The sequence below is a fragment of the Streptacidiphilus fuscans genome (assembly GCF_015690355.1).
Classification (GTDB): domain Bacteria; phylum Actinomycetota; class Actinomycetes; order Streptomycetales; family Streptomycetaceae; genus Streptacidiphilus; species Streptacidiphilus fuscans.
Genome location: NZ_JADPRT010000009.1, coordinates 117,041 through 140,686, shown reverse-complemented (window position 1 = coordinate 140,686; position 23,646 = coordinate 117,041). Strand labels below are relative to the sequence as shown.

Sequence of the window (23,646 nt, the reverse complement as noted above, 5' to 3'; positions counted from 1 at the left end):
GATGGTCCTCAACGGGCAGGACCGTCCGCACAGGGTGGTTTCTCGCTTAGTTCCCCGCGCCCCTAAGCAGTGCAACTGTCAGCCGCCGAAGCCGTTCCCGCCGCCGGGGCCGCCGCCCGCCACGCCGACGATGCCCGTGCCGCCCGCCGTACCCGGCCCGCCCGTGCCGCCCGTGCCGCCGAAGATGGTGCCGGTGCTGCCGTTGCCGCCGCCGGGCCCGCCCGTCGTGCCGCCCGCCTGGCCGAAGATCGCGCCGCCGGGGCCGCCGCCCTGACCGCCGTTCTGGCCGGGCTTCTTGCCCTTCTTCGCGCCGTCGTTCGACGGCGGGTTCTTGTTCGGCAGCGGCACCAGGTTGAAGCTCCCGAACGGGACGCCCGCGAGCGCGCCGTCCATCGCGTCGTGCCAGATCGGACCGGCGACCGTCGAGCCGAACGCGGTCTGCGTGACGCCGCCGATCGACTGGTAGGACAGGTTGTCGTACTTAGCGGTGTCACTCACCACCGTGGCGCCCGCCAGCTGCGGGGTGAAGCCCACGAACCAGACCTGGAAGTGCGAGTCGGTGGTACCCGTCTTGCCCGCGCTCGGACGGCCGTCGGAGAAGCCGTCGGCCGCGCCGGTGCCGTCCTCGACCACGCCCTTGAGCATGGTGGTGATCGCGTCGGCTGTGCTCTGCTGCATCACCTGCTGGCAGTTCGCCTGCGGGACCGGGAGCGACTTGTGGTCCGCCGTGGTCACCGAGGTGATCGCGGTCGGCGAGCAGTAGAGGCCGCGCGCCGCGAAGGTGGCGTAGACGTTCGCCATCTCCAGCGGGGTCAGGTTGTTGGTACCCAGCGTCAGCGACTGCACCTGCTCGATCGGCGCCAGCGTGGTGCTGTTGGGGGAGTAGGTGGCCTGGGTGGTGATGCCCAGCTTGTTCATCATGTGGACGACGTTGCAGAGGCCGGCGTCCTTCTCCAGCGGCACGAAGTAGGTGTTGACCGACTTGGCCATCGCGTCGGGCATGTTGAACGGGCCCACCAGGCTCGTCGAGTCGTTCTGGTCCGGCGGGTTGTCGACCTGGGCCAGGGTGTTGCCGTTGCAGTCCGTCATGGACGGGTACGGCTCCTGGTAGGGCGACGGGTAGCTCTTGTCCATCTTGAGGCCCTGCTCCAGGGCCGCCGCCGCGGTGATCGGCTTGAACGTCGAACCGGTCGGGAACCCGCCGCCACCGCCCATGGTGCGGTCGACGTTGTAGTTCAGCGTGGTGACTGCCGGGCTGCTGCCGACGCCGTACGGGCGGCTCTGACCCATCGCCAGGATCTTGCCGGTGCCCGGCTGGACCATGGTCATCGCCGTGGCGGCCTTGTCGCCCGCGTACACGTGCGAGGTGACGGAGGAGTAGAGCGCCGCCTGGGCCTTCGGGTCCAGGGTGGTGTGGATCTGCAGGCCGCCCTTGTCCCACAGGGCCTGGCGGTCCGACTCGGTGGCGCCGAAGGCCGGGTCCTGCAGGATGATGTGCTCGACGTAGTCGCAGAAGAAGGCCTCCCCGCTGTGGGTGGCCGTGATGCAGCCCTCCTGCGCCTTGTGCGGGGACAGGCCCAGCGGCGTCGCCTCGGCGGCCTTGGCCTGGGCGGAGCTGATACTGCCGTACTCGGCCATCTTCTCCAGCACCGTGTTGCGGCGTTGCAGCGCCACGTCCGGGTAGACCAGCGGGTCGTAGTAGGTGGGCGACTGCACCAGGCCGGCCAGCAGCGCGGCCTGCTGCACCTTCAACTGGGAGGCGCGGACGCCGAAGTAGCGCTCGGAGGCGGCCTCGATGCCGTAGGCCTGCTCGCCGAAGAAGGTGAGGTTCAGGTAGTTGGTCAGGATCTGGTCCTTGGTCAGGGTCTCCTCGACCTTGATCGCGTACTTCAGCTCCTGGATCTTGCGGCCGACCGTCTGGCGCTGCGCCTCCAGCACCTTGGCCTGGTCGTTGCCCGCCTCCTCGACGAAGACGTTCTTGACGTACTGCTGGGTCAGCGTGGAACCGCCCTGGGTCGAACCGCCGCCGCTGTTGTTGCTGAGCGCGCGCAGGGTGCCCTTCAGGTCGATCGCGCCGTGCTGGTAGAAGCGGTTGTCCTCGATGTCGACCAGCGCCTGACGCATCACCGGGGCGATCTGGCTCTCCGGCACGACCGTGCGGTCGCGCGAGTAGACCTTGGCGATGACGTTGTTCTGGCCGTCGTAGATGTAGGACGCCTGCGACAGGGGAGGCGTGGTGAAGTCGTCCGGGATGTTGTTGAAGTCGTTGACCGCGCTCTTGGCCGTCAACCCCAACGCCCCGACCGCAGGGAGTGCCAGACCGGCGACCAGGCCGCCGGCCAGCACGCTCGCGCCCAGCAGACGGGCTCCGAGCGAGATCTGCTGCAGTGGGGATACCTTCCGCTTCGCTGCCATGCGCAGAACCATACGCGGCGTTCCCCGGACAGGCGGGCAGCTGTTCGCCTACTCTTGTCACAAGCGCACGGCAGGACGCCGTCTGCCCGCTCGACTCACTCTTGTGGGTGATGAGAGATGACCGAATCGTCGGCATATGAGCGGCATATGCCAGACGGAAGCGCATCCGGTAGGCGCGCGGCGGGTCCCCGAAGCCCGTGTAGGCCTCCTGCCTGCGATCACTCCAACGGGTGATCTCCCGAGCACGCATAGTCCAAATGGGCCATAAGGATTGAGCCCCAAGGGGCTGTTGCAACGCGCACTTCTTCCGTAACGTCCTCAACTGGCAACGGCATATTCGCCGTTGCCGCCGTGGGGGAGCCTCGATTCGGGAGAGGACGGCGCCAGCATGAGCTGGGTTGAGGACTGGAGTGCGCAGGCCGCCTGCCGCACCAGTGATCCGGACGAACTGTTCGTCCAGGGGGCGGCACAGAACCGCGCCAAGGCGGTGTGCACGGGGTGCCCGGTACGCACCGAATGCCTGGCCGACGCGCTCGACAACCGCGTCGAGTTCGGCGTCTGGGGCGGTATGACCGAGCGCGAACGTAGAGCGCTGCTTCGCCGTCGGCCGACTGTGGTGTCCTGGCGCCGTCTGCTGGAGACGGCCCGGTCCGAGTACGAGCAGAGCTACAGCGTCTGCGACGTGGAGGACTACGCCGAGGCGGGCTGACGCCCGCGGCATGTGAGGTAGTTGCACCACCTCAGGGGCGCGGGCCTCTGCTGATGCGCGGCTCCGCCGCGTGGGCGCGAGCAGCCGAGTGTGCGCTGCCGCAGGTAGTTGCACTATCCAGGGGCGCGGGGAACTGCGCGACAAGCCACTCGTGTAGGTGGTTGGCTGAACGAGCAGGGCCATCCGCACAGGGTGGTTGTTCGCGCAGTTCCCCGCGCCCCTGAGGTGGTGCATGGCTAGTCGCCGGTGAGGCGGGTGCCGATCTCGCGGAGGCCGTCGAGGTCGTGGACGTCGCCCGGGAGCGCGGAGACCTCCGCCACGCGGACGTCCGGGTAGACGGACACGAAGCGGTCACGCATGCGTCGCTCACGGGTCATCATTTGCACGCGCTCAGCGTGGAGCCGCAGCAGGCCCGCGGCCAGCTGCTCGCCCGCGCCCGCCGAGCCGTCGTCGAGGGACTCGGCCGCGGCCCGCGCGCGCTCCGCGCTGAGCTGCGGAGCGCCCGTGCGGTGGACGCGGTTGAGGACGAGGCCGGCCAGCGGCATGCGGTCGGCCTCCAGGCGGTCGACGAAGTACGCCGCCTCGCGCAGCGCGTCCCGCTCCGGCGCGGCGACGACGAGGAACGCCGTGCCCTTCGCCTGCAGCAGCGCGTACGTGCGGTCCGCGCGCTCGCGGAAGCCGCCGAACATCGAGTCCATCGCCGCGACGAAGGTCGACACGTCCTGGAGCACGTTCGCGCCCAGCACCTTGCTCAGCACGCCGGTGAACATCGTCATGCCGACGTTCAGCATCTTCATCGCGCTGCGACCGCCGACCTTCGCGGGCGCGGTCAGCACCTTGATGAGCCGTCCGTCGAGGAAGGACCCCAGCCGGTTGGGCGCGTCCAGGAAGTCCAGGGCGGAGCGGCTCGGCGGGGTGTCCACGATGATCAGGTCCCACCGGCCCGTCGCGTGCAGCTGGCCCAGCTTCTCCATCGCCATGTACTCCTGCGTCCCGGCGAAGCCGGAGGAGAGCGACTGGTAGAAGGGGTTCTCCATGATCTGCCGGGCCCGCTCGGGGTCGGCGTGGGCGAGCACGACCTCGTCGAAGGTCCGCTTCATGTCGAGCATCATCGCCTGCAGCTCGCCGTCCCCGTTGACGCCCTTGACGACGCGTGGGGTGTTGTCGAGCTCGGTCAGGCCCATCGACTGCGCCAGCCGGCGCGCCGGGTCGATCGTCAGGACGACGACCTTGCGGCCGCGTTCGGCCGCCCGCAGGCCGAGCGCGGCCGCGGTGGTGGTCTTGCCGACGCCGCCGGAGCCGCAGCAGACGACGATCCTGGTGCCGCGGTCGTCGATCAGCGCGTCGACGTCGAGGTGACGCGCGGTCAGGTCCCCACTGCTGCCGCTGCCGCTGCCGTTCCCGCCGTTGCCGCTGCCGTTCGCGCCGCTGCTCATGCCGCCCCCTGGTTCCGCAGTTCCGTCGCCAGCCGGTAGAGCCCGCCGAGGTCGACGCCGCCCGACAACTGCGGGAGTTCGTAGGTGGGCAGCTTCAGCCCCTGGATGTCTCGGCGCTGCTCGCGCTCCAGCTCCACCCGGGCCGCGTGCTCGCGGCCCTGCTCCAGCAGTGGGCCGACCAGCTTCCGTACCGCAGCGCTCGGACCGCCGCCGCTCGTGCGACGGCCGCCAAGACCGGCCTCGGTGAGGGCGAGCGCCAGCTCCTCCTCGTGGTCGGCACCGTCGGCGGCCAGGACCGCCGCGGCGTCAAGGACCGGCGGGCGGACCATGTTGACGAACACCCCGCCGAGCGGCAGTTTCGCCGCGTGCAGGTCCTCTATCCCGTCGACCGTCTCCTGGACCGGCATCTCCTCCAGCAGCGTGACCATGTGCACGGCCGTCTCCGGCGACTGGATCACCCGCATCACGGCCTGTGACTGGGTGTAGATCGGGCCCATCCGGGCCAGCCCGGCCACCTCGGTGTTGATGTTGAGGAACCGGGTCACCCGGCCCGTCGGCGGCGCGTCCATCACCACCGCGTCGTAGACGGGTCTCCCGTCCGGGCGTCGGCGGCGGACCGCCTCGCAGGCCTTGCCGGTCAGCAGCACGTCGCGCAGGCCGGGCGCGATCGTGGTCGCGAAGTCGATGAAGCCGAGCTTGCGCAGCGCCTTCCCGGCGCGGCCCAGCTTGTAGAACATCTCCAGGTACTCGAGCAGCGCCTGCTCGATGTCGATGGCCAGCGCGAAGACCTCGCCGTGGCCGCGACCGCCGGCCACCTTGCGTTCCTCGTAGGGCAGCGCCGCTATGCCGAACAGCTCGGCGATGCCCTGGCGCTCCTCGACCTCGATCAGCAGGGTCCGGCGACCCTCCTTGGCCAGCGCCAACGCGAGCGCGGCGGCCACCGTGGTCTTGCCGGTGCCGCCCTTTCCGCTGACGACGTGAAGGCGCACGCCCTCCCAGTCCGGGCCGGCGGATGCGGCTGCGGGCATGTGGCGTGCCTCCCTGGTGCTGGGCGTCGCTGTCTCGGTCATGGGTTCTCTGTCCCCGTCCAGGCGAGCGTAACCCGTGGGGGTTGGGCGGACGGGCTAGAGTCCGGTGTCATGACCAAGTGGGAATACGCGACGGTGCCGCTGCTGGTGCACGCGACGAAGCAGATCCTGGACACCTGGGGCGAGGACGGCTGGGAGCTGGTCCAGGTCGTTCCGGGCCCGAACAACCCCGAGCAGCTGGTGGCTTACCTGAAGCGGGAGAAGCAGTAGCAATGAGCAAGGTAGAGAGCCGCCTGGCCGAGCTGGGCCTGGAGCTGCCCGAGGTCGCCCCGCCGCTTGCGGCCTACGTCCCCGCCGTCCGCACCGGCGACTACGTCTTCACCTCCGGCCAGCTGCCGATGGTCGCGGGCAAGCTGAGCCTGACCGGCAAGGTCGGCGCCGAGGTCACCGCCGAGGAGGCCAAGGAGCAGGCGAAGATCTGCGCGGTCAACGCCCTGGCAGCGGTCAAGTCCCTGATCGGTGACCTGGACAAGGTCGAGCGTGTGGTCAAGGTCGTCGGCTTCGTCGCGTCCGCGCCTGACTTCACCGGTCAGCCGGGCGTCGTCAACGGCGCGAGCGAGCTGCTGGGCGCGGTCCTCGGCGAGGCGGGCGTGCACGCGCGCAGCGCGGTCGGCGTGGCGGTGCTGCCGCTGGACGCTCCGGTCGAGGTGGAGATCCAGGTCCAGGTCCGCGCCTGACCCCTTGGTCTCCAAAACTGCCCGAACTGGGCCTGAGCTGGGTGTTTCCGGCTTCGGGCGCGGAGCAGGCATGGGCAATCCACGGCCTGCGCCGTACGATCCGGCCATGAGTGATCGACTCCCGCCGAGCTGGGCGGACCGGATCGCGGCGCAGGCACGCGGTGAACTGACCCCCGTCACGCCGCGCCGCGCGGCCACGGTCGTGCTGCTGCGCCCGGCCCTGCAGGGCGGCGAGGGAACCGAGGCGTACCTGCTGCGCCGCCGTACCTCGATGGCCTTCGCGGGCGGCATGTACGCCTACCCCGGCGGGGCCGTGGACCAGCGCGACAGCGTGCCCGAGCTCGGCTGGGCCGGTCCGGACGCGGATGCCTGGGGCAGACGGCTCGGCGTCCCTGCCGACGACGCGCGGGCGATCGTCTGCGCGGCGGTCCGGGAGACCTTCGAGGAGTCCGGCGTGCTGCTGGCCGGTCCCGACGCGGACTCCGTGGTCGCCGACGTCTCCGGCGAGGAGTGGCGCGCCGCGCGCGCCGCCCTGGAGGCGCACGAGCTCTCCTTCGGCGAGTTCCTCGCCAAGCGCGGCCTGGTGCTGCGCAGCGACCTGCTGGGCGCGTGGTCGCGCTGGATCACCCCGGCGTTCGAGGAGCGCCGCTACGACACCTGGTTCTTCGTCGCGACCGTCCCCGACGGCCAGCGCACGGCCGAGGTGCCGGGCGAGGCGGACCGGGTCCTCTGGATCAGCCCCCGCGAGGCGGTCGCCCACCACACGGCGGGCGAGTTCGGCATGCTGCCGCCGACCGTCACCACGCTGCGCGAGCTGGAGCCGCTCGCCACCCCGGCCCAGGCGCTGGCCGCGGCGGACGCGCGCACGGTGGAGCCGATCATGGCCGAGGCGCGGATCGAGACGGACGGCGCGGTCGTGGTCAGCTGGCCGGGCTACCCCGGTCTGGCTCTGCGGGGGCAGCTGTGACCGTCCAGCAGCCCACCGAGCGAGCCGCTCTCGTGCTCGCGCTCAACCCGTCGCCGATGACGCTGGAGGGCACCAACACCTGGATCGTCGCCGAGCCGGGCTCCACCGAGGCCGTGGTGATCGACCCGGGCCCCCTGCACGAGGGCCACCTCGCGGCCGTGCTGGCCGCCGTCGAGGCGCGCGGCTGCCGGGTCGCCGCGACCCTGCTCACCCACGGCCACGCCGACCACGCCGAGGGCGCGGCGCGCTTCGCCGAGCTCAGCGGCAGCGGCGTCCGGGCGCTGGACCCGGCGTTGCGGCTCGGCGAGGAGGGCCTGACCGACGGGGACGTGCTGACGTACGGCGGCATGGAGCTCCGCGTCGTCGGCACGCCTGGACACACGTCCGACTCGCTCTGCTTCACGCTCCCCGCGGACGGCGCGGTCCTGACCGGCGACACGGTCCTGGGCCGGGGCACCACGGTCGTCGCCCACCCGGACGGCCGCCTCGGCGACTACCTCGACTCCCTGCGCCGCCTGCGCGCTCTCGCGCAGGAGCGCGACGTCACCACGATCCTCCCGGGCCACGGCCCGGTCCTCGACGACGCCCTCGGCGCGGTCGAGTACTACCTCTCCCACCGCGAGTCCCGCCTCGCGCAGGTCGCTGCGGCGGTAGCCGCAGGCCACCGGACGCCTGCGGCGGTCGTGGCGGAGGTCTACTCCGACGTAGACCGCGCGCTGTGGCCTGCGGCGGAGTGGTCGGTGCGGGCACAGCTGGAGTATCTGCGGGAGCAAGGCGCGCTGTAGCGCGAGGAGAAGTTGCAACACCAGGGGCGCGAGGAACTGCGCGACAAGCCACTCGCTTACGTAGAGCCCCGACCTAACAGGGCCATCCGCATGTCAGTGGTTTCTCGCGCAGTTCCCCGCGCCCCTGGATAGTGCAACTTCCCCGCGTGCCCGAAGGGGATTACCGCGAGCGCCGCGCCAAGCGCTCGACGTCGAGGAGGATCACGGCGCGAGCCTCAAGGCGGAGCCACCCCCGCTGCGCGAAGTCGGCGAGCGCCTTGTTGACCGTCTCGCGGGACGCGCCGACCAGCTGGGCCAGCTCCTCCTGTGTGAGGTCGTGGACGACGTGGATGCCCTCGTCCGAGGGAACGCCGAACCGCCGCGACAGGTCCAGCAGCGCCTTGGCCACGCGGCCGGGGACGTCGGAGAAGACCAGGTCCGACATGACGTCGTTGGTCCGGCGCAGGCGGCGGGCGATGGCGCGGAGCAGGGCGATCGCGACCTCGGGGCGCGTCTGCAGCCACGGCTGCAGATCGCCGTGACCCAGGCCGAGCAGCTTCACCTCGGTCAGCGCGGAGGCGGTCGCCGTACGCGGGCCCGGGTCGAACAGCGAGAGCTCGCCGATCATCTCGCTGGGGCCCACCACCGCGAGCATGTTCTCGCGGCCGTCGGCCGAAGCGCGGTGCAGCTTCACCTTGCCCTCGACGATGACGTACAGCCGGTCGCCCGGGTCGCCCTCGTGGAACAACGACTCGCCGCGCGCGAGCGTGGTCTCCGCCATGGAGGCACGCAACTCCGCTGACTGCTCGTCGTCCAGCGCGGTGAAGAGCGGTGCCCGCCGCAGAACGTCGTCCACTCGGTCCTCCTAGTCGGCCGTGCAGGCTTGAGGTGCGATCCCCATCATGCCCGACCGGGAAACAGTGCGATCAATCACAACAAGTGTGTCCTACGTGTTCGCGGATCTCCTAGCCGGGTCGCACAAGAGTCCGTTTTGGCCCTGGTGCCGGTCGGGCGTCCGTCAGTCCACGCAGGGGATGCCCTGGCCCATCTCGACCGCCGAACCCTGGAAGGGGATGTCCGACGTCGTCCCCGCCTGCGCCCCGTCGGACGAGCCGCCTGCGCCCGATCCACCGCCCGCACCACCGGCGGAACCGCCCGGCGCCGTCGGCGTGGCGTCCGTGCCCAGGACCACCTCGACGTGGCCGGGGGCGACCGCGCCGGACGGAGCCACCGTGACGCCGCTGCTACCGAGCTTCGCCGCGACCTGCTGGGCGGCCTGCTGCGCGCCGCTGCCGTAGTGCACGACGGTGTGGGTGTGCGGGGCGGCGTTGCCGGTCCGGCCCGGCGACCAGCCCGCGTCGACCAGCGACTTCAGCTTCTGCGCCGCCAGACCGGTGATCCCGGAGCCGTTCAGCACGTCCACCGTCGCCGGCGCGACCTGCTGCGGTGCCGAGGACGCCGCCGACGCCGAGGACGCTGCGGAGGACGACGCGGGCGTCGCCGCCGGGCTCTGGTCGTGGCCGATCAGGCGCTGCATGATGTGCTGGATCTGCTGCACGTCGACCAGGTTGACCGACTCGCCGTTGCGGGTGGCGAAGCCCTGGATCGGGAGCGTGTTGAAGACGACGTTGCCGCCGGTCAGGCTGGGGACCTGCTGGGCGAAGTCCAGGATGTTCCACTGCGAGTCGAGCACCACGTCCTTCTTCACCACGTCGAAGAGGGACTGCATCTTGCCCAGGTCGTTGAAGAGACCTTCCTGCTTGAGCTTGTACATCACCGAGGAGATGAAGGCCTGCTGGCGGTGGGTGCGGTCCAGGTCGCCGTTGGTCAGGTTGTGGCGCTGGCGGACGAAGGCCAGGGCCTGGGCCGCGTCCAGGGTGTTGTAGCCGGCGTGGAAGTCGGCGCCGGAGCCCTGGCCGGCCATGGCCGGGTCCCTGGTGGCGTGCTTGAGGCAGACCGTGATCGGCTGCACCACCTGCGCGATGTCGTAGAAGCCGAGCAGGTTCACCTCGGCGAAGTGGTCGATCCGGATGCCGAGGAACTGCTGGACGGTGGCCAGGGTCGCCTCGCGGCCCACCTCGCGGCTCTGCTGCTCCAGCGCGGCGCCGGTGAGGCCCTGCGCCTTGAGGGCGGGCAGGGCGGCGGCCTTGGCGATGCCGTAGGCCTCCTTGATCTTGTGGAAGCCCTGGCTGGTCCCGTCACCGTTGAGGGTCTGGACGTAGTCGTCGCGCGGGACGGAGAAGGCCTGCACCTTGCCGCCGCCGCTGGGGATGTGCAGCAGGATCAGCGTGTTGGTGTTGTACCCGCCGATGTCGCTGGACCCCGCGTGCAGGTCCTGCTCGACGAACTGCTTGGGCAGGTCGTTGCCGTTCATGTCCTTGCGGCTGTCGAGGCCGATCAGCAGCAGGTTGATCGAGTTGTCGAGCTTCGGCGGGGCGTGGCGCTGGGCGACTGACAGGGCGTCGGAGGTGTTCAGGCCGTCCGTCAGCGAGTTGTAGGCGAACCACGAGATGCCGCTGACCAGCAGTACGCCCGCCGAGGCGGTGGCGACGGCGGCGCGGCCGGCCTTGACCAGCGACGGTGCGGGCCGAGGGCCCACCGCGCGGTTGCGGGGGCGGTCAGCCATGGTGGCTCCTTCGCGGAACGGGGACCTGACTCGGATCCTGCGACGAGGCACCGGCCGCTGCCGAGGCGGCTGCTGAGGCCGCCTCCGAGCCCGAGCCCGAGGCCGAGCCTGAGGTCGCTTCTGGGACTGCGTCCGCGTCCGCGTCCGCGCCGCGCGGGCGGACGACACGGGGGCGGGTGGCGCTGCCGTCGCCGGTGCGCAGCGCGAGCGCTCGGCGCACGCCGAGGGCGGCCAGGGCGGCCAGGACGGCGCTCGCCATGATCGGGAAGTCGGCGACCGTCCACTTCACCGAGGCCGTGGTGAGCGACCGGCCGCCCGCGAACTGGTCGCCGTGCAGGGCCAGCTGGGAGACGACCGTGATCGCCGTGACCAGCAGCGGCGGCATCGGCAGCACCCACCACAGCCCGCTCGGGGTGCAGAGCAGCGCCGCCCACACGGTGCCGAGCACCGCGCCGAGGGTGAAACAGAGGCCGAGCGGGCTGCCCAGGACCTCGTCGACGCCCGCGCCGAGGAGCGGCAGCCCGACCAGGACCAAGCCCGGCTTCGGGCGGGCGACCGGCCAGTCCCGGCGCTGCGGCGACTTGGCCGTGCGCCCGGCGCCGCGCGACGCCCGACGCGGCGTGGCGGAGCCGTGGGGCTGGGCGTTCTGCCGGGCGCCCGCCTGGGCGCGCTGCGGAGGTCGAGGTCGGGCGGACTCGGGGTGTGACAGAGCCAACTGCTCGGCCATTCCACTCCTCTCACAGCTCACCACAGGCGGCGTGCACCGGGCATATCCCCTCAGCTCCGGCGTACCAGGTGCAACTTGTGCAACGCACACACAGAGGGCATACATGGTTCCGCACCGTGGCGTCGCTGTCACGCCTGTGACGGGGCGCGTCGGGCAGTCAATTCCCCAGCGTGCGCGCCCCGGCGCGGGACTCGACGGCGAGCGCCACCAACTCGGACCACCACGGCTCGCGCTCCCTGACCAGCAGCCGCTGCGCCTCCTCCGGCGTCACCACGCGGACCTCGACCACCGGTTCGCCGTCGTCCGGGTTGGTCGGCTCGGAGTCCACCAGGACGTCGGCCCAACCCCACAGCCAGGCCTTCTCCGGGTGCGGCTGCCACGGGCGGTAGGGGCGCGGGTTGTCCGTCACGCAGTGGTGCGCGCCGATCCACACCGGCGCGCCGAGCAGCCGCGCGCCCGCCTCCTCGCGCAACTCGCGGGCCAGGCAACGGTGGACGCTCTCGTCCTGCTCCCGGGTCCCGCCGGGCAGGAACCAGTGGTCGCGATCGTCGCGGCAGAGCACCACGCCGTCGTCCTGGAAGCCGACGAGATGGATGTTGGTGATGAGGCGGTCCTCGGGCAGCTGTGCGGAGAACCGGGCGTCCAGACCGCCCCAGGCCCAGCGTTGCGGCGCGTGCAGGCGCGGGTAGCGTCGGGCCAGAGCGTCGAGTTCGGCAGGGTCGACGCGGTGCGGAACAAGCTCGGCCGGGTCGTCAGGACGCTCAGTCACGTGGGTCATTGGCCGAGCGTAGCGGCGAACTCACGGGTAGTTCGGCGATGTCGGACGGGGCCCCGGGCCCCGCCCGGTGGCTTTCACCAGGCGTCGACGAGCTCCGGCGAGCGGCGCGGCGCGACCACGCGAGCCCGCGCCGTCGAGGCGTTCGCCCCCGCCGGCCCAGCCGGCCCGGCCGCTGCGGTCGACCCGCTCCCGTCGGACGTCGCGGCGGACTCCGCCACGCGACGCCGGGTGCCGGTGCGGTTGTTTCGCGACGGCCACAGCAGCACGTAGGCGACGGAGACCACCACGAAGGCGAGCCGGACCAGCCCGCGCGTCGACGCGTCGGGGATGAACAGGGCGCCGCCGTAGAGGGAGAGCAGGGCGATCCAGCTCCACCACGGCACCAGCCGGCGCTGTCCGACGGCGTCCCAGATCAGCGTGCCGAGCAGGACCGAGGCGCTGTAGTACGTGTAGGTGCTCGGGTCCAGCAGGATGCGCGCGTTCGCGCCGACCAGGATCACCGCGGGCCAGCGGCCCCGCCATACCGCGAGGGCGCCCAGCAGCCCCCCGAGCGCGAACTGGGCCGGGCGGTCCCAGGACGGCGTGGACGGCGCGCTGACTCCGAGCCAGCGCAGCGAGGACGCGGGCTGGTTGGGTATCGCGAACTTGGCCGCGGCCATGGTGTCCAGATTGCCCAGATAGAACGGCAGCCAGGCGGCGGCGACCAGGACGCAGAAGAGCAGGAACGGGCCGCGACGCCGGCCGGAGGGCAGCGCCAGCAGCAGCACCGCGAACGGCACCGCCCACGGCTTGGCGTCGACGGCCAGGGCCAGGAAGACGGCGACCGCCCAGGTCCGGCCGCGGGCCAGGGCGTGGACGGCGAGGGTCGAGCAGAACAGCGCCAGCGCGTCGTCGAGGTGGGCGAACCGGACGGTGACCTCGATCCACATCGGGATGAAGGCCAGTCCGGCGATGAGCGTCCGCTGTTGCAGGCGGCGGTGGTTGGTGCCGGTGCCCAGGTAGTGCTGGGCGGCGGTCCGCCCGACCAGGATCACCATCACCAGGCCGAGCCCGGCCATCGTGCCCTCGGCGAGCAACTCGCCGGTGGCGGCCGAGAACGGCGCGAACATCCGGGCCACCAGCAGGCTGAACGGCCCGATCTGCAGCTCCGGGTGGTTGGCGTAGAGGGAGAGTCCGCCGCCCGGATCGCCGCCGAAGAGCAGCTGCTCGCCCTGGCGCAGGTAGTGCCAGGACACCCCACCGCTGTGCACGACCAGGACGAACCAGAGCACGGTCCACCCCGCGAGCAGCGCGTTGTGCCGTCGCAGCGGCAGTCGTGCGATGCGGCCCGCGTCCGCGCGGTAGTCGCGGTAGTCGGGGAGGGTTTTTGCCTCGCCGGCTCGCCTCACGTTGCTCTCTTTCGCCCGATTTGTCGGTCAATTCCCCCGGGTTCACGCCATCCTAGGCCTTGGATGAAAAGATTATGTGAGTGCCTCTCCGCCCCAGGTCGTACCCGCACGCCCCTGCGGAGGTGCGTCGAGGAGGCGTCAAGAGGGGCGTTCACCTCGGCTTTCGGGGGAGTTTCCCTGTGGGGAGCCTGAGGCTCTCTCGGGGGCTGACCGGCCCTGGCTGAAACGGCTTTGAAGGTGCATCAGCAGATGTGTTTTCTATACTTGCGCACATAAGCAAGTGGCTTATCTGTGTGCGGGCAGAGAGGAAGCACTCTCAGGTGCAGTCGGGGGAGTCGCGTCAGAACGGCCGGTCGCAACTGCGGTTGGCCGCGGTGGTCGGTGAGATCGAGGGGCTGTGGACCGCCTGGCTCCGGGCCAGGGGCCCGGGGCGTCGGCAACGGCTGCTGGCCGAGCTCGGCCAGGCCGGTGCCCGCCTCGCCGCCGAGGCGGCCCAGGCGCAGCGCGCCCTCTCACGGTCCGCCCAGCCCTCCGGGTTGCCCGCGAGCCGCATCTCCTCGCCGCGGGTGCCGCAGCCGCGGACCCGCCGCAGCCGTCGGCTCGTCGCCGCCCGCCGCGGCGCGGAGTGGATCGCCGGACGCTTCTCGGACGAATGACCGCTCGGTTTTGGTCATTCCCGGGCCCGGCCGGGGAGGGCAGCACACGAGCCCGGCCTGGCCCCGAAGGGCCGGACCGGGCTCGTCACGTCGCGCGGATCACGCGGTGCAGGAGTTGCTGTTCGGCTCAGTGGCCGAGGGCGACCTCGACGATCTTGACGATCACCAGGATCATCGCGACCAGCAGGTAGCTGCGGAGCGCGCTCATGCCGATCTTGCGGCCGGTGGCCATCACCGGGCGGGTCAGCGTCTCCAGCGGGGGCATCCGCCAGTCGTCGCGGCCCGTGCGGTCATGGGGGTACCCCCGGCCGGAGGTTGGGGGAGGGTCCTCCTTGGTCGCCGTGCGGCGCTTGGTGAACGCGTACCCGGCGGCCAGGACGCCCACGACGCCGCAGACGGCCATGATGTCGAGGATCGCGCCGGCCGTGATGCTCGGGAAGAGCACCGAGGCGGTCAGGATGATCGACAGGGTGACCAGGATGCCGATCACCGCGGAGGTGAAGGCGTTGGTCTTCGGGCCGTTCACCCACGGGCCCAGCACCTGCTTGTCGTTGCAGAGCAGCAGCAGGAAGACCGTGGCGGAGGGCAGCAGCACACCGGCCAGCGTCTGCACGCCCTCGGTGAGCAGACCCAGCGGCGAACCCGGGATCAGCACGATGCCCGCGGCCAGGGCGACCAGACCGGCGTAGACGGCGTAGAAGCCCTTGGCGCCCTTGACCCCGCGGTGCAGCGAGTGCTTGATGCCGAAGACGTCACCGATCGCGTAGGCCGTGGAGAGCGAGACCGCGAAGGCGCCGATGATCGAGGCGTCCAGCAGCGCGACGGCGAAGAGGACACCCGCGACCTTGCCCGCGTGGGCGGCGATGCCGGAGGCCAGGCCCGCGGTGTCGGTGAAGTTGCCGAAGCCCTTGGTGCCGGCGAACGCGGCGGCAGCGGCGCCCATCAGCGCCGCACCGCCGATGACCACGACCACGATGCCGATCCACAGGTCGGCCTTCTCGTACTTCATGAAGCGGGGGGTGATCCGCTTGTCGATGACGTAGCTCTGCTGGAAGAAGAGCTGCCACGGGGCGACGGTGGTGCCGACGATGCCGATGATCAGCAGCATCACGGTGGCGAGCTGGCCCTGACCGCCCGGCAGGTTCGGGACCACGAAGTCCTGCGCCATCTGCGAGGTCTTGGGGTGGACCATGAAGTAGATCGGGACCAGCAGCAGCGACCCGGCGCAGAGCGCGATCGCGATCCGCTCGAAGCGCTGGAACGACCCGGTGAACGCGGAGGCGACGATGATCGCGGCGGCGAGCACCACGGCGGCGGCCTTGGGCAGGCCCAGGTAGCCCGCGGCCAGGGTGATCCCGATGAACTCGGTGACCAGCGTCAGCGCGTTGAGGATGAACAGGTCGATGACGCTGAACGCGCCCCAGAACTTGCCGAACCGCTCCAGGATCAGGCGGGCGTGGCCGACACCGGTGACCGCGCCGAGGCGGAGCACCATCTCCTGGTTCACGTAGAGGACCGGGACCAGGAGCAGCAGCGTCCACAGCAGGTGGGTGCCGTAGTTCTGCCCGGCCTGGCCGTAGGTCGCGAAGGCGCCGGCGTCGTTGTCGCCGACCATCACGATCAGGCCGGGGCCGACGATCGCGAGCAGCGTCTTGAGCTTGGCGGACAGGCCGCGGCGGTCGCCGTGGTCGTCCAGCTTGATGGTGCCGAGCGCGCCGCGGATGTCGCCGACGTGCGCGTCGTCCAGCACCGCGGTGGTGCGGGCGGCGTTGCCCTGGACCTTGGGGTCGATCGTGGTGGTCATGAGGGTCCCTCCCTGGTGGCCGTCACGGCCGGTCGGAGGGCATGCAGCATCCATCCACCCTGCGGGCATGAGCGCACGCAGGTGAGGCACCCCTGGGAGGGCGCGGGAGTAGGTGGTTACCGCATGCCGGAGTGAGACGAGGTCAAGCGGATGTGGGGTCGTTTATGACCCGGACTAGGACTGCAGTCCACTGCTACTCGCCTCCCTCCGGTCAGGACGCGGAAATCTCGCGTCGCACGGCAGGGGGCACACCGAGCCCGGACAGATTCGGCAACAGCCGGTCCGGCACACCCCAACTCGTCAGAGCTTTGGCACTCCACGGCGTAGCGCGAGGCTTGCTCGGAGCAAGTCCGCCTGCGCAGCCACTTGGCCTCAACCCTTAGGTCGGGAGGAGGTGTCCTGATCCGGAGCGTCTCTCGACGGTTGGGATCAGTGGCCTGTGTCCGTGGAGACGCCTCACCGAACGAGGTGTCTAAATGAACATTCATATGATGGCTCTTGCGTAAGGGGACTGTCAAATGCTTACAGACAGCGCGTTTACGCTGGTGCCGAAGTGGAGAAGGGGAGGCAGCCCTGACCGGTCCGACCGATCTGCGGGCACACCGGGACCGCCGCGAGGACGGCGCTCCCGACCTTTCCGCTGACCAGGTTCCGCTCGCCGGGCTGGTCGGCTCCGCTGCCCCGGTTACTGCGGGCGCTGCGGTTGAGCCCGCCCGGCAGGTGGATCTCCGCGAGCTGAGTGAGCTGACGGACCTTCAGGTGCTGCGGGCGCTCGGCACGAGCCGCAGGGGGCTGCCCGAAGGCACCGCCGAACTGCGGCTCGCCGCGCACGGTGAGAACACCCTGCCGTTGCCGCCGCGTCCGAGCCGCACCCGGCGGGTCGCGCTGCTGATCCGCGACCCCTACACGATGACCCTCTCGCTGCTGGCCGCGGCGACGGCGGCCTCAGGAGCCTTCTCCAGCACCGCGGTTCTGCTGCTGCTGATCACCGCGGGCTGCTCGCTGCGCCTGGTCGGCGAGTGGCACGCGGAGCGCGAGACCGCCGCGCTGCGGCGCTTCGTCGACGCGGGCAGCACGGCCACGGTGCGGCGACGGCGACCGGCATCGGGGTCGGAGTCGCGGTCCGGATCGGTCGAGCGGGAGTTGCCGTTCGACCAGTTCGTCCCCGGCGACGTGGTGCAGCTGGTTCCCGGGGACCGGGTCCCGGCGGATCTGCTGCTGCTCCGCGTGGAGGGGCTGACGGTCGATCAGGCGTTGCTGACCGGCGTCAGCCTGCCGGTGCCCAAGCGGGCGGGCCGACGCGGTGGCGGGGTGCGTACCGGCCGGATCGGGCCGGACAACGCCCGGGTCTGCCTGCGCGGCAGCGTGGTGGTGCACGGCACCGGCGTGGGCGTCGTCCTGGCGACCGGCGCGGACACCTTTCTCGCCGGCGCGAGCGGAGCGCACGGAGCGAAGGCGGCGCACGCGGCGAGCGGAGCGCCGTGCGCCGGGGCGGCCACGCGAGCGCCCGCACGAGAGCGGCGGACCGCGTTCGACGGGACCGCGCGGGAGGTGTCCGGGCTGCTGCTCCGGCTCGCCCTGGTCTCGGGTGCGGCCGGTCTGCTGGTCGGCGCGCTGGTGGACGGCCACCGCTGGGAGGCGCTGCCGTACGCCGCGGCCGTCGGCGTCGGGCTGACGCCCGAGATGCTGTTGCTGGTGGTGACCGCCGCGCTGGCCCGTCAGGCGGCTCTGCTGCGTCGCGGCCCCAGGGGCCGCGTCTTCGCGCGGCGGCTGACCGCCGTCCACGACCTGGGCGCACTCGATGTCGTGTGCATCGACAAGACCGGCACCCTGACTCGGGACCGGCTCACCCTCCGCTCGGCCGTGGACGCGACGGGCCGCCCTGACCCCGAGGTGCTGCGCTGGGCCGCGGTCAACAGTCTGATCTGTGCCGAACTCGGCGACCCGCCCGAACTCGACGCCGTCGACGACGCGTTGCTGACCGCCGCCGAGTCCGGCGCGGACCCGGACGAGGGTGCGGACTGGGACGAGGACGAGGGCGAGGACTTTGCCGCCGGCCTGGTGGGTGTCGCGGCGCTGCCGTTCGATCCGGGCCGACGCGTGGCGACGGTCGTCGTCGCGGCGCAGGCCGGGCACGGGCTCGCGCTGTCGGGGACGCAGGCCGCCCAGGCACTGGTGGCCAAGGGCGCGGTCGAGGAGATCCTCGCGCGCTGCGGGCGCGTCCGGGTCGGTGCGGTGCCGCCGTCGGCCGAGCCCGCGAGCCCTGCCGACCCCGCTGGCCCCGCCCACCGAGCCGAACGACGGGCGGGCGCGCTGCGGTTGGTGCCGGACCAGGGCGGGGACCAGGGTCGGGGGCAGGACCGGCACGGGCCCGGCCTGCCCGAACTGCTCGCCGCCGCCGTCGAGTTGGACGATGTCCGACGGGCCGGTGTGGTGGAGCTGGCCGATCGCCTGGCCGACGAGGGGCTGCGGGTGCTCGCCGTCGCCGTCCGCGAGACCCGGCCACTGCCCGGACCGGGGCGTCGGCCCGCCGCTTCGGCGGCTCTCGCGGACCTGGACGGCATGACGCTGCTGGGCCTGGTCGCGCTGGCCGACGAGCCGGACCCGAGCGCAGCCGCCGCGCTCACCGAGCTGACCGCTGAGGGTATCGCCGTCAAGATCGTCACCGGGGACCGGGCCGGGGCCGCCGTCCAGGCCTGCCGGGATGTCGGCCTCGACCACGGCACCCCGCTGCTGGGACCGGACGTCGACGCGCTCGACGACGCTGAACTGCGCCGGGCGGTCGGGTCGACGGTCGTCTTCGCGCTGGCCGCCCCCGCGCAGAAGGCGCGGATCGTCTCCGCGCTGCGCGCCGACGGGCAGGTCGTGGGCTTCCTCGGCGACGGCCTCAACGACCTGCCCGCGCTACGCGCCGCGGACGTCGGGATCGGCTCTCCCGGCGCGCTGGACGAGGGCCCGCGCAGCAGCGCCGACCTGGTTCTCGCCGCGCCGGGACTGACCGTCCTCGGCGACGCGGTCCGCTCCGCCCGCACGGCGCTCGCCAACGTCGGCAACTACCTGCGGATCACCCTCGCCTCCAACCTCGGCAACGTGCTGGCGATGCTGGCCGCCGGAGCGCTGGTGCCGTTCCTGCCGATGCTGCCCGCCCAGGTGCTGACGCAGAACCTCTGCTTCGACGCCGCGCAGTTGGCGCTCGCCTTCGACCAGCCACTCGCGGCGGGCCGACGCGGCGGTGCGGACAGTGCCGTGCCGCGTCCGCGGCCCCTGCGGCGGGGCGCGCTGGCCCGGTACGCGCTGCTCGTCGGCGTCGTCAACGCGCTCGCCGACCTGGCGACCTTCGCGGTGCTGCTGGCCACCACGCACGGCCGGACCGGCGCACACGAGGAAATGCTGTTCCACTCCGGCTGGTTCGCCGAGAACCTGATCACCCAGGCGCTGACGGTCCATCTGCTGCGGGTCCCGGGCGGCGCGCAGGGGCGTCCCCGGGCGACCTGGCCGGTTCGGCTCGCCAACGGCGGCCTGACCGTCGTCGGCCTGCTGCTCCCGGCGACGCCGTTCGGCGCGGCGCTGGGACTGGGCGTGCTGCCGCTGGGCTTCTACGCGATGCTCGGCGCGGTCCTGGTCGGGTACGTCGCCCTGCTGCTGGTCACCCGCCGTTGGTTGCGCGCCCATCCGGCCTGGTCGGCGCGGTGAGGTCGGTCCTCAGCCGCCGATGATGCGCCGGGCCGGGGAGGTGCGCGTCTCGCTCGCCGCCTGGCGGGTCAGCACCAGTCGGACCACGTCGACGAGGACCGGGTCGTCCACCAGGTAGACCTGTCGCCGTCCTTCGCGGCGCGAGCGCACCATCCCGGCGAGCTTGAGCTTGGCCAGGTGCTGGCTGACCGCGGGCATCGACGCGTCGAGCCGCTCCGCCAGTCCGCCGACGTCGCTCTCCGCCGCGATCAGCAGCCACATGATCTGCAGGCGCATGGGGGAGGCCAACAGCCCGAAGGCGGTGGCCGCTTCGCTCAGTTCCTCCGGACCCGGTCCGTCGTCGGCCGTGCCGCGACGGTCGTGGTGGCCTGCGTCGCCGCGTGTGCTGCGGGGCACGCTGCCTCCCTTGGCGGGTCCACGGGTACGGATGGGGGACTGGGGAACGGGTGTGGGAACGAGGTTCCTCCCGGCAACCAGGGTACTGATCCCAGATCGCGGACAGGTCTCGGCCACCGAGGTCGGCCGGGAAGCCAGCGCGTGGGCGCGTGTGGACGGCTCGCAGAGACCGCCCTCTGCGCGCATGCGCCGCCCTCGCAACGTGTGCGGGCAATCCAGGCGCCATGCGGATGTCGCCGGGTGCTTGCCGGACCGTCACCAAGGGGTGGGACAACGGGGTGTCCCACGAGGGCCGTGTGCGCCGCCGGATGCCGGCAGGCCCGCGACCTCCCTGTCATTCCCCGAGAGAAGTGGCTTTACCGTGACCTCTCGTCTTGCTCTGGCCGGCGCCGTCGCTGCTGCCGCCACCCTCGCCGCCACCGTCGTCGGCACGGCCGGTGCGGCCACCACGACGTCCGCCGCGCCGTCCGTCACCAAGCCCGTGCCGCTCAGCGTGCCGGCGGGCTACCACGCCAAGGTCTTCGCCGCCGCCCCCAAGGGCCTGACCGGCGCGGACGACATCGCCCAGCTCGGCGACGACATCTTCGTCGGCTACCAGAACGGTGTCGGCACCATGGGCGAGCCGTCGCCCTCCGGTAACAAGAACAGCACCGTCGTCGAGTTCGACCAGCGCGGCAAGGTCGTCGCCGAGTGGTCCCTGGTCGGCAAGGTCGACGGCCTCGGCGCCGACCCGACCCACCGCCGCGTCGTCGCCACCGTGAACGAGGACGGCAACTCGAGCCTCTACACCATCACCCCGCAGGCCCGCCGCGGCCACCAGGTCGTCCACTACAGCTACGGCGTCAAGACGCTGCCCCACGGCGGCGGCACGGACGCGGTGCTGGAGCACGACGGCCGGCTCTACACCTCCGCCTCCAACCCCTCCCCGACCACGCCCAACGGCACGGTCTTCCAGGGCCCGGCGCTCTTCCAGCTCCACCTGGCGGGCGGGACCGCGAAGCCGTCCTCGGCCCTGGCCGACGACGCGCACGCCGTCAACCTGCTGACGGGCAAGGCGGAGACGCTCAACCTGTCCGACCCGGACTCGCTGGAGAACGTCCCCTGCTACGTCCCGGGCGTGGGCGGCTCGATGATGCTCGACAGCCAGGGCGACAGCGAGCTGATCTTCATGGACACCGTCAAGGCGAACTGGCACTCCCGCCCGACCCAGCGCGTGCGGGTCCTGCACCTGAGCGCCCAGGTCGACGACACGGCCTTCGCGATCGGTGACAAGGGCGCGATCTTCGCCGTCGACGGCAACACCAACGCGATCGTCGAGATCACCGGCAACTTCGGCCGTGGCCAGGACTTCACCTCTGCCAGCTCGCTGAGCCGGCTGAACCTGAACACCGGCAAGGTCACCGCCTTCGCCCCGGGCATCGCCTCGAAGGGCCTGCTCTTCGAGCCCTTCGTGGGTCGCTGAGGCCGGCTGCAGCACGTCTGAGCGCAGGCGCGGGGAGTCGTTCCGGCTTCCCGCGCCTTTCGTGATTCCCGGCGCCGGTGCGTCGTTACTTCGCCTCTGCCCCGGCGGACTTGGCCGCCTTGGCGGCTTTCGCTGCGGCTTTGGCCTCCTGTTTGAACGCCCGGACCTTCTCCAGTGACGCGGGCCCGGTGATGTCCGCCACCGAGCGGAAGCTGTTCTTCTCGCCGTACGCGCCCGCGGCCTCGCGCCAGCCCTTGGGCTGCACGCCGAGCTGTTTGCCGAGCAGGGCCAGGAAGATCTGCGCCTTCTGTCTGCCGAAGCCCGGCAGCTCCTCCAGCCGCGTCAGCAGCTCCTGGCCGGTGGCCGCGTCCCGCCACAGCGCCTCGGCGTCGCCGTCGTAGTGCTCGTCCAGGTATGCGCACAGCTGCTGGATGCGTTTGGCCATCGAGCCCGGGTAGCGGTGCACCGCGGGTTTCTCCGAGCAGAGCGCGGCGAAGGCCTCCGGGTCGTAGTCGGCGATCCGGTGAGCGTCGAGGTCGTCCCCGCCGAGCCGCTCCAGCAGGGTGTGGGGGCCGGAGAACGCCCACTCCATCGGCACCTGCTGGTCCAGCAGCATGCCGATCAGCGCGGCCAGCGGGCTGCGACTGAGCAGCGCGTCGGCGTCCGCGCTCTGGGCGAGGTGGAGATCGGTCGCCATGGCGGGCCCCTTCCTGCCGGTCGTGCATGCCGGTCGTGCGTGTGCCGTGCATGTCCTGCCGGGACATCGCCCATTCTCCGCGCCGTGTGTCGGACACGCCCGGGGATCGGTCCGGAATCACTCGTCCGTGTCGCACACACGATCGGACCCGGCTGCGCACGTCCAGCCCGTCCTCCCGACCGGCGCACTTTTCTGCGAACGCTGTGTGCAGTATCTTTGAGACAAGAACTGCGAACGGCGATCGCAGATTTTCTTTCGCCGACGGAGAAGGGACGTTCCCCATGTCCGAGAGCACCATCAGCGCCGTCAGCCCCAGCGCGCCCCTCTGGACGCCGACCCGCTACGCCCACAACCACGCGCACGGCCGACAGGTCGACATCGCCTACGACCGGCTCTCGGGGTCGGCAGGCGGCGAGCCGCTGCTGCTGATCATGGGGCTGGCCACCGCGCGGTTCTGGTGGCCCGCCGGGCTCTGTCAGGCCTTCGCCGAGGCGGGCTTCGACGTGGTCCGCTACGACCAGCGCGACGCGGGCGAGTCGACCCGGATGCCGCCGACCGAGACCACCAACCCGTTCAAGGCGCTGTTCGGCAGGCGCGGCGACGCCTACACCTCGGAGGACATGACCGACGACGGCATCGCGGTGATGGACGCCCTCGGCTGGGAACGCGCCCACGTCTTCGGCCACTCGCTCGGCGGCCTGATCGCACAGCGGATGGCGCTGCGCCACCCCGACCGGGTGCTGTCGGTGACGTCGTCGTCGGCGCTCCCGAGCGACGTCTCCGGCCTGCGGGTGCTGCGCTACCTCCGCTTCGGACTGCTGGCCACGCTGACCCGGACCAGGTTCCCCGAGGGCCGCGAGGGCGACATCGAGGCCTCGCTCGCGGTCTGGCGCGGCGTCGCCTCGCCCGCCTACCCGTTCGACGAGGAGGCTGCCAGGGCCTGGGTCGAGGCGGAGGTGGACAGCGGCCCCCGCGACGCCAAGGCGCAGAGCCGCCAGATCGGCGCGCAGTGGAACGGTGCGCGCCTGCGCGAGCTGCGCCACCCCACCCTGGTGCTGCACGGGGAGCAGGACCCGATCCTCCGTGCCGCCGCCGGTCGGACCACGGCCGCGACGGTCGCAGGGTCCCGGCTGCGGATCTTCCCCGGCGTGGGCCACGACCTGCCCGCCGCCCTGTGGTCGACCGTCGCGAACGAGGTCCGCGACCTCGCCGACGCGGCGCGAACCTGATCCGGGACGCTCACCCGACCCCGACCCCGACCTCGACGACGGAGGACACGACGAACATCGGCTCGACGGCAACTACGAGCGCTGAGCCCGCAGTTCCAGGAAAGGATCAGAAGTAGCAACGAATCCTGGAAATG

Annotated in this window: 20 protein-coding genes and 1 riboswitch; of the genes, 9 read left to right on the top strand and 11 right to left on the bottom strand. The window is 71.6% G+C overall.

What is annotated here, in order from left to right; translation table 11 throughout:
• Window positions 1-78: 78 nt before the first annotated feature.
• Window positions 79-2,415, bottom strand: coding sequence for a transglycosylase domain-containing protein (locus I2501_RS21880; protein ID WP_196195849.1), 2,337 nt, complete (start codon window positions 2,413-2,415; stop codon window positions 79-81).
• Between the two features lie 388 nt (window positions 2,416-2,803).
• On the opposite strand from I2501_RS21880, the gene I2501_RS21875 reads away from it, so the two are divergent.
• Window positions 2,804-3,124: a WhiB family transcriptional regulator gene (locus I2501_RS21875; RefSeq protein ID WP_196195848.1), complete on the top strand. Its 321-nt coding sequence runs from the start codon at window positions 2,804-2,806 to the stop codon at window positions 3,122-3,124.
• Window positions 3,125-3,360: 236 nt separating this feature from the next.
• Here I2501_RS21875 and I2501_RS21870 read toward each other — a convergent pair whose 3' ends face one another.
• Together I2501_RS21870 and I2501_RS21865 are read right to left on the bottom strand one after the other, a co-directional pair.
• On the bottom strand, window positions 3,361-4,560 hold the full coding sequence (locus I2501_RS21870) for an ArsA family ATPase (protein WP_196195847.1): 1,200 nt from the start codon (window positions 4,558-4,560) through the stop codon (window positions 3,361-3,363).
• Window positions 4,557-5,588: an ArsA-related P-loop ATPase gene (locus I2501_RS21865; RefSeq protein WP_196195846.1), complete on the bottom strand. Its 1,032-nt coding sequence runs from the start codon at window positions 5,586-5,588 to the stop codon at window positions 4,557-4,559. Before I2501_RS21865 ends, I2501_RS21870 begins: the two co-directional genes overlap by 4 nt.
• A gap of 111 nt (window positions 5,589-5,699) precedes the next feature.
• On the opposite strand from I2501_RS21865, the gene I2501_RS21860 reads away from it, so the two are divergent.
• The 4 genes from I2501_RS21860 to I2501_RS21845 all read left to right on the top strand — a co-directional run bounded on the left by I2501_RS21860 (window position 5,700) and on the right by I2501_RS21845 (window position 8,077).
• Window positions 5,700-5,858, top strand: coding sequence for a DUF4177 domain-containing protein (locus I2501_RS21860; RefSeq protein WP_003991873.1), 159 nt, complete (start codon window positions 5,700-5,702; stop codon window positions 5,856-5,858).
• A 2-nt stretch (window positions 5,859-5,860) separates the two neighbouring features.
• Entirely contained in the window at window positions 5,861-6,325 is a 465-nt protein-coding gene (locus tag I2501_RS21855; protein ID WP_196195845.1) for a RidA family protein, read from the top strand.
• Between the two features lie 106 nt (window positions 6,326-6,431).
• Window positions 6,432-7,292 carry an NUDIX hydrolase gene (locus I2501_RS21850; RefSeq protein ID WP_196195844.1) on the top strand — a complete coding sequence of 287 codons (861 nt, stop codon included), beginning with the start codon at window positions 6,432-6,434 and terminating at the stop codon, window positions 7,290-7,292.
• Complete coding sequence (locus I2501_RS21845; protein ID WP_408022766.1) at window positions 7,289-8,077, top strand: MBL fold metallo-hydrolase; 789 nt, start codon at window positions 7,289-7,291, stop codon at window positions 8,075-8,077. Before I2501_RS21850 ends, I2501_RS21845 begins: the two co-directional genes overlap by 4 nt.
• Window positions 8,078-8,237: 160 nt before the next feature.
• On the opposite strand, the gene I2501_RS21840 is transcribed toward I2501_RS21845, so the two are convergent.
• From I2501_RS21840 to I2501_RS21820, 5 genes are all read right to left on the bottom strand, one after another.
• On the bottom strand, window positions 8,238-8,912 hold the full coding sequence (locus I2501_RS21840) for a Crp/Fnr family transcriptional regulator (protein ID WP_196195843.1): 675 nt from the start codon (window positions 8,910-8,912) through the stop codon (window positions 8,238-8,240).
• A 162-nt stretch (window positions 8,913-9,074) separates the two neighbouring features.
• Window positions 9,075-10,682 carry an LCP family protein gene (locus I2501_RS21835; RefSeq protein WP_196195842.1) on the bottom strand — a complete coding sequence of 536 codons (1,608 nt, stop codon included), beginning with the start codon at window positions 10,680-10,682 and terminating at the stop codon, window positions 9,075-9,077.
• Entirely contained in the window at window positions 10,675-11,409 is a 735-nt protein-coding gene (locus I2501_RS21830; RefSeq protein ID WP_196195841.1) for a DUF6542 domain-containing protein, read from the bottom strand. Before I2501_RS21830 ends, I2501_RS21835 begins: the two co-directional genes overlap by 8 nt.
• 157 nt (window positions 11,410-11,566) lie before the next feature.
• On the bottom strand, window positions 11,567-12,187 hold the full coding sequence (locus I2501_RS21825) for an NUDIX hydrolase (RefSeq protein ID WP_196195840.1): 621 nt from the start codon (window positions 12,185-12,187) through the stop codon (window positions 11,567-11,569).
• A 74-nt stretch (window positions 12,188-12,261) separates the two neighbouring features.
• Complete coding sequence (locus I2501_RS21820; RefSeq protein WP_236046960.1) at window positions 12,262-13,500, bottom strand: hypothetical protein; 1,239 nt, start codon at window positions 13,498-13,500, stop codon at window positions 12,262-12,264.
• Window positions 13,501-13,895: 395 nt separating this feature from the next.
• On the opposite strand from I2501_RS21820, the gene I2501_RS21815 reads away from it, so the two are divergent.
• Window positions 13,896-14,231: a hypothetical protein gene (locus I2501_RS21815; RefSeq protein ID WP_196195839.1), complete on the top strand. Its 336-nt coding sequence runs from the start codon at window positions 13,896-13,898 to the stop codon at window positions 14,229-14,231.
• A 127-nt stretch (window positions 14,232-14,358) separates the two neighbouring features.
• Here I2501_RS21815 and I2501_RS21810 read toward each other — a convergent pair whose 3' ends face one another.
• Window positions 14,359-16,035, bottom strand: a complete 1,677-nt coding sequence (locus tag I2501_RS21810; RefSeq protein ID WP_196195838.1) for an NRAMP family divalent metal transporter — start codon at window positions 16,033-16,035, stop codon at window positions 14,359-14,361.
• 284 nt (window positions 16,036-16,319) lie between these two features.
• Window positions 16,320-16,510: riboswitch (M-box (ykoK) riboswitch) on the bottom strand.
• 245 nt (window positions 16,511-16,755) lie between these two features.
• Between I2501_RS21810 and I2501_RS21805 the strand changes: the two genes are divergently transcribed.
• Window positions 16,756-19,728: an HAD-IC family P-type ATPase gene (locus I2501_RS21805; protein WP_196195837.1), complete on the top strand. Its 2,973-nt coding sequence runs from the start codon at window positions 16,756-16,758 to the stop codon at window positions 19,726-19,728.
• Window positions 19,729-19,737: 9 nt separating this feature from the next.
• Here the strand turns inward: I2501_RS21805 and I2501_RS39585 are convergent, their stop codons facing one another.
• Window positions 19,738-20,046 (bottom strand): ArsR/SmtB family transcription factor, encoded by a 309-nt coding sequence (locus I2501_RS39585; protein ID WP_236046958.1) that lies wholly within the window; start codon window positions 20,044-20,046, stop codon window positions 19,738-19,740.
• A 439-nt stretch (window positions 20,047-20,485) separates the two neighbouring features.
• On the opposite strand from I2501_RS39585, the gene I2501_RS21795 reads away from it, so the two are divergent.
• A complete protein-coding gene (locus tag I2501_RS21795) occupies window positions 20,486-21,586 on the top strand; it encodes a hypothetical protein (protein ID WP_196195835.1) in 1,101 nt (366 codons plus the stop codon).
• Window positions 21,587-21,671: 85 nt separating this feature from the next.
• Here I2501_RS21795 and I2501_RS21790 read toward each other — a convergent pair whose 3' ends face one another.
• Complete coding sequence (locus I2501_RS21790) at window positions 21,672-22,283, bottom strand: HhH-GPD-type base excision DNA repair protein (protein WP_196195834.1); 612 nt, start codon at window positions 22,281-22,283, stop codon at window positions 21,672-21,674.
• Between the two features lie 281 nt (window positions 22,284-22,564).
• Between I2501_RS21790 and I2501_RS21785 the strand changes: the two genes are divergently transcribed.
• A complete protein-coding gene (locus I2501_RS21785) occupies window positions 22,565-23,512 on the top strand; it encodes an alpha/beta fold hydrolase (protein ID WP_196195833.1) in 948 nt (315 codons plus the stop codon).
• The last annotated feature ends 134 nt before the right edge of the window (window positions 23,513-23,646 follow it).

Bases quoted from the DNA above. Each gene is read 5' to 3' on its own strand.
- I2501_RS21880 (WP_196195849.1), bottom strand. From the start codon at position 2,415: ATGGCAGCGAAGCGGAAGGTATCCCCACTGCAGCAGATCTCGCTCGGA.
- I2501_RS21875 (WP_196195848.1), top strand. From the start codon at position 2,804: ATGAGCTGGGTTGAGGACTGGAGTGCGCAGGCCGCCTGCCGCACCAGT.
- I2501_RS21870 (WP_196195847.1), bottom strand. From the start codon at position 4,560: ATGAGCAGCGGCGCGAACGGCAGCGGCAACGGCGGGAACGGCAGCGGC.
- I2501_RS21865 (WP_196195846.1), bottom strand. From the start codon at position 5,588: ATGCCCGCAGCCGCATCCGCCGGCCCGGACTGGGAGGGCGTGCGCCTT.
- I2501_RS21860 (WP_003991873.1), top strand. From the start codon at position 5,700: ATGACCAAGTGGGAATACGCGACGGTGCCGCTGCTGGTGCACGCGACG.
- I2501_RS21855 (WP_196195845.1), top strand. From the start codon at position 5,861: ATGAGCAAGGTAGAGAGCCGCCTGGCCGAGCTGGGCCTGGAGCTGCCC.
- I2501_RS21850 (WP_196195844.1), top strand. From the start codon at position 6,432: ATGAGTGATCGACTCCCGCCGAGCTGGGCGGACCGGATCGCGGCGCAG.
- I2501_RS21835 (WP_196195842.1), bottom strand. From the start codon at position 10,682: ATGGCTGACCGCCCCCGCAACCGCGCGGTGGGCCCTCGGCCCGCACCG.
- I2501_RS21830 (WP_196195841.1), bottom strand. From the start codon at position 11,409: ATGGCCGAGCAGTTGGCTCTGTCACACCCCGAGTCCGCCCGACCTCGA.
- I2501_RS21825 (WP_196195840.1), bottom strand. From the start codon at position 12,187: ATGACCCACGTGACTGAGCGTCCTGACGACCCGGCCGAGCTTGTTCCG.
- I2501_RS21810 (WP_196195838.1), bottom strand. From the start codon at position 16,035: ATGACCACCACGATCGACCCCAAGGTCCAGGGCAACGCCGCCCGCACC.
- I2501_RS21790 (WP_196195834.1), bottom strand. From the start codon at position 22,283: ATGGCGACCGATCTCCACCTCGCCCAGAGCGCGGACGCCGACGCGCTG.
- I2501_RS21785 (WP_196195833.1), top strand. From the start codon at position 22,565: ATGTCCGAGAGCACCATCAGCGCCGTCAGCCCCAGCGCGCCCCTCTGG.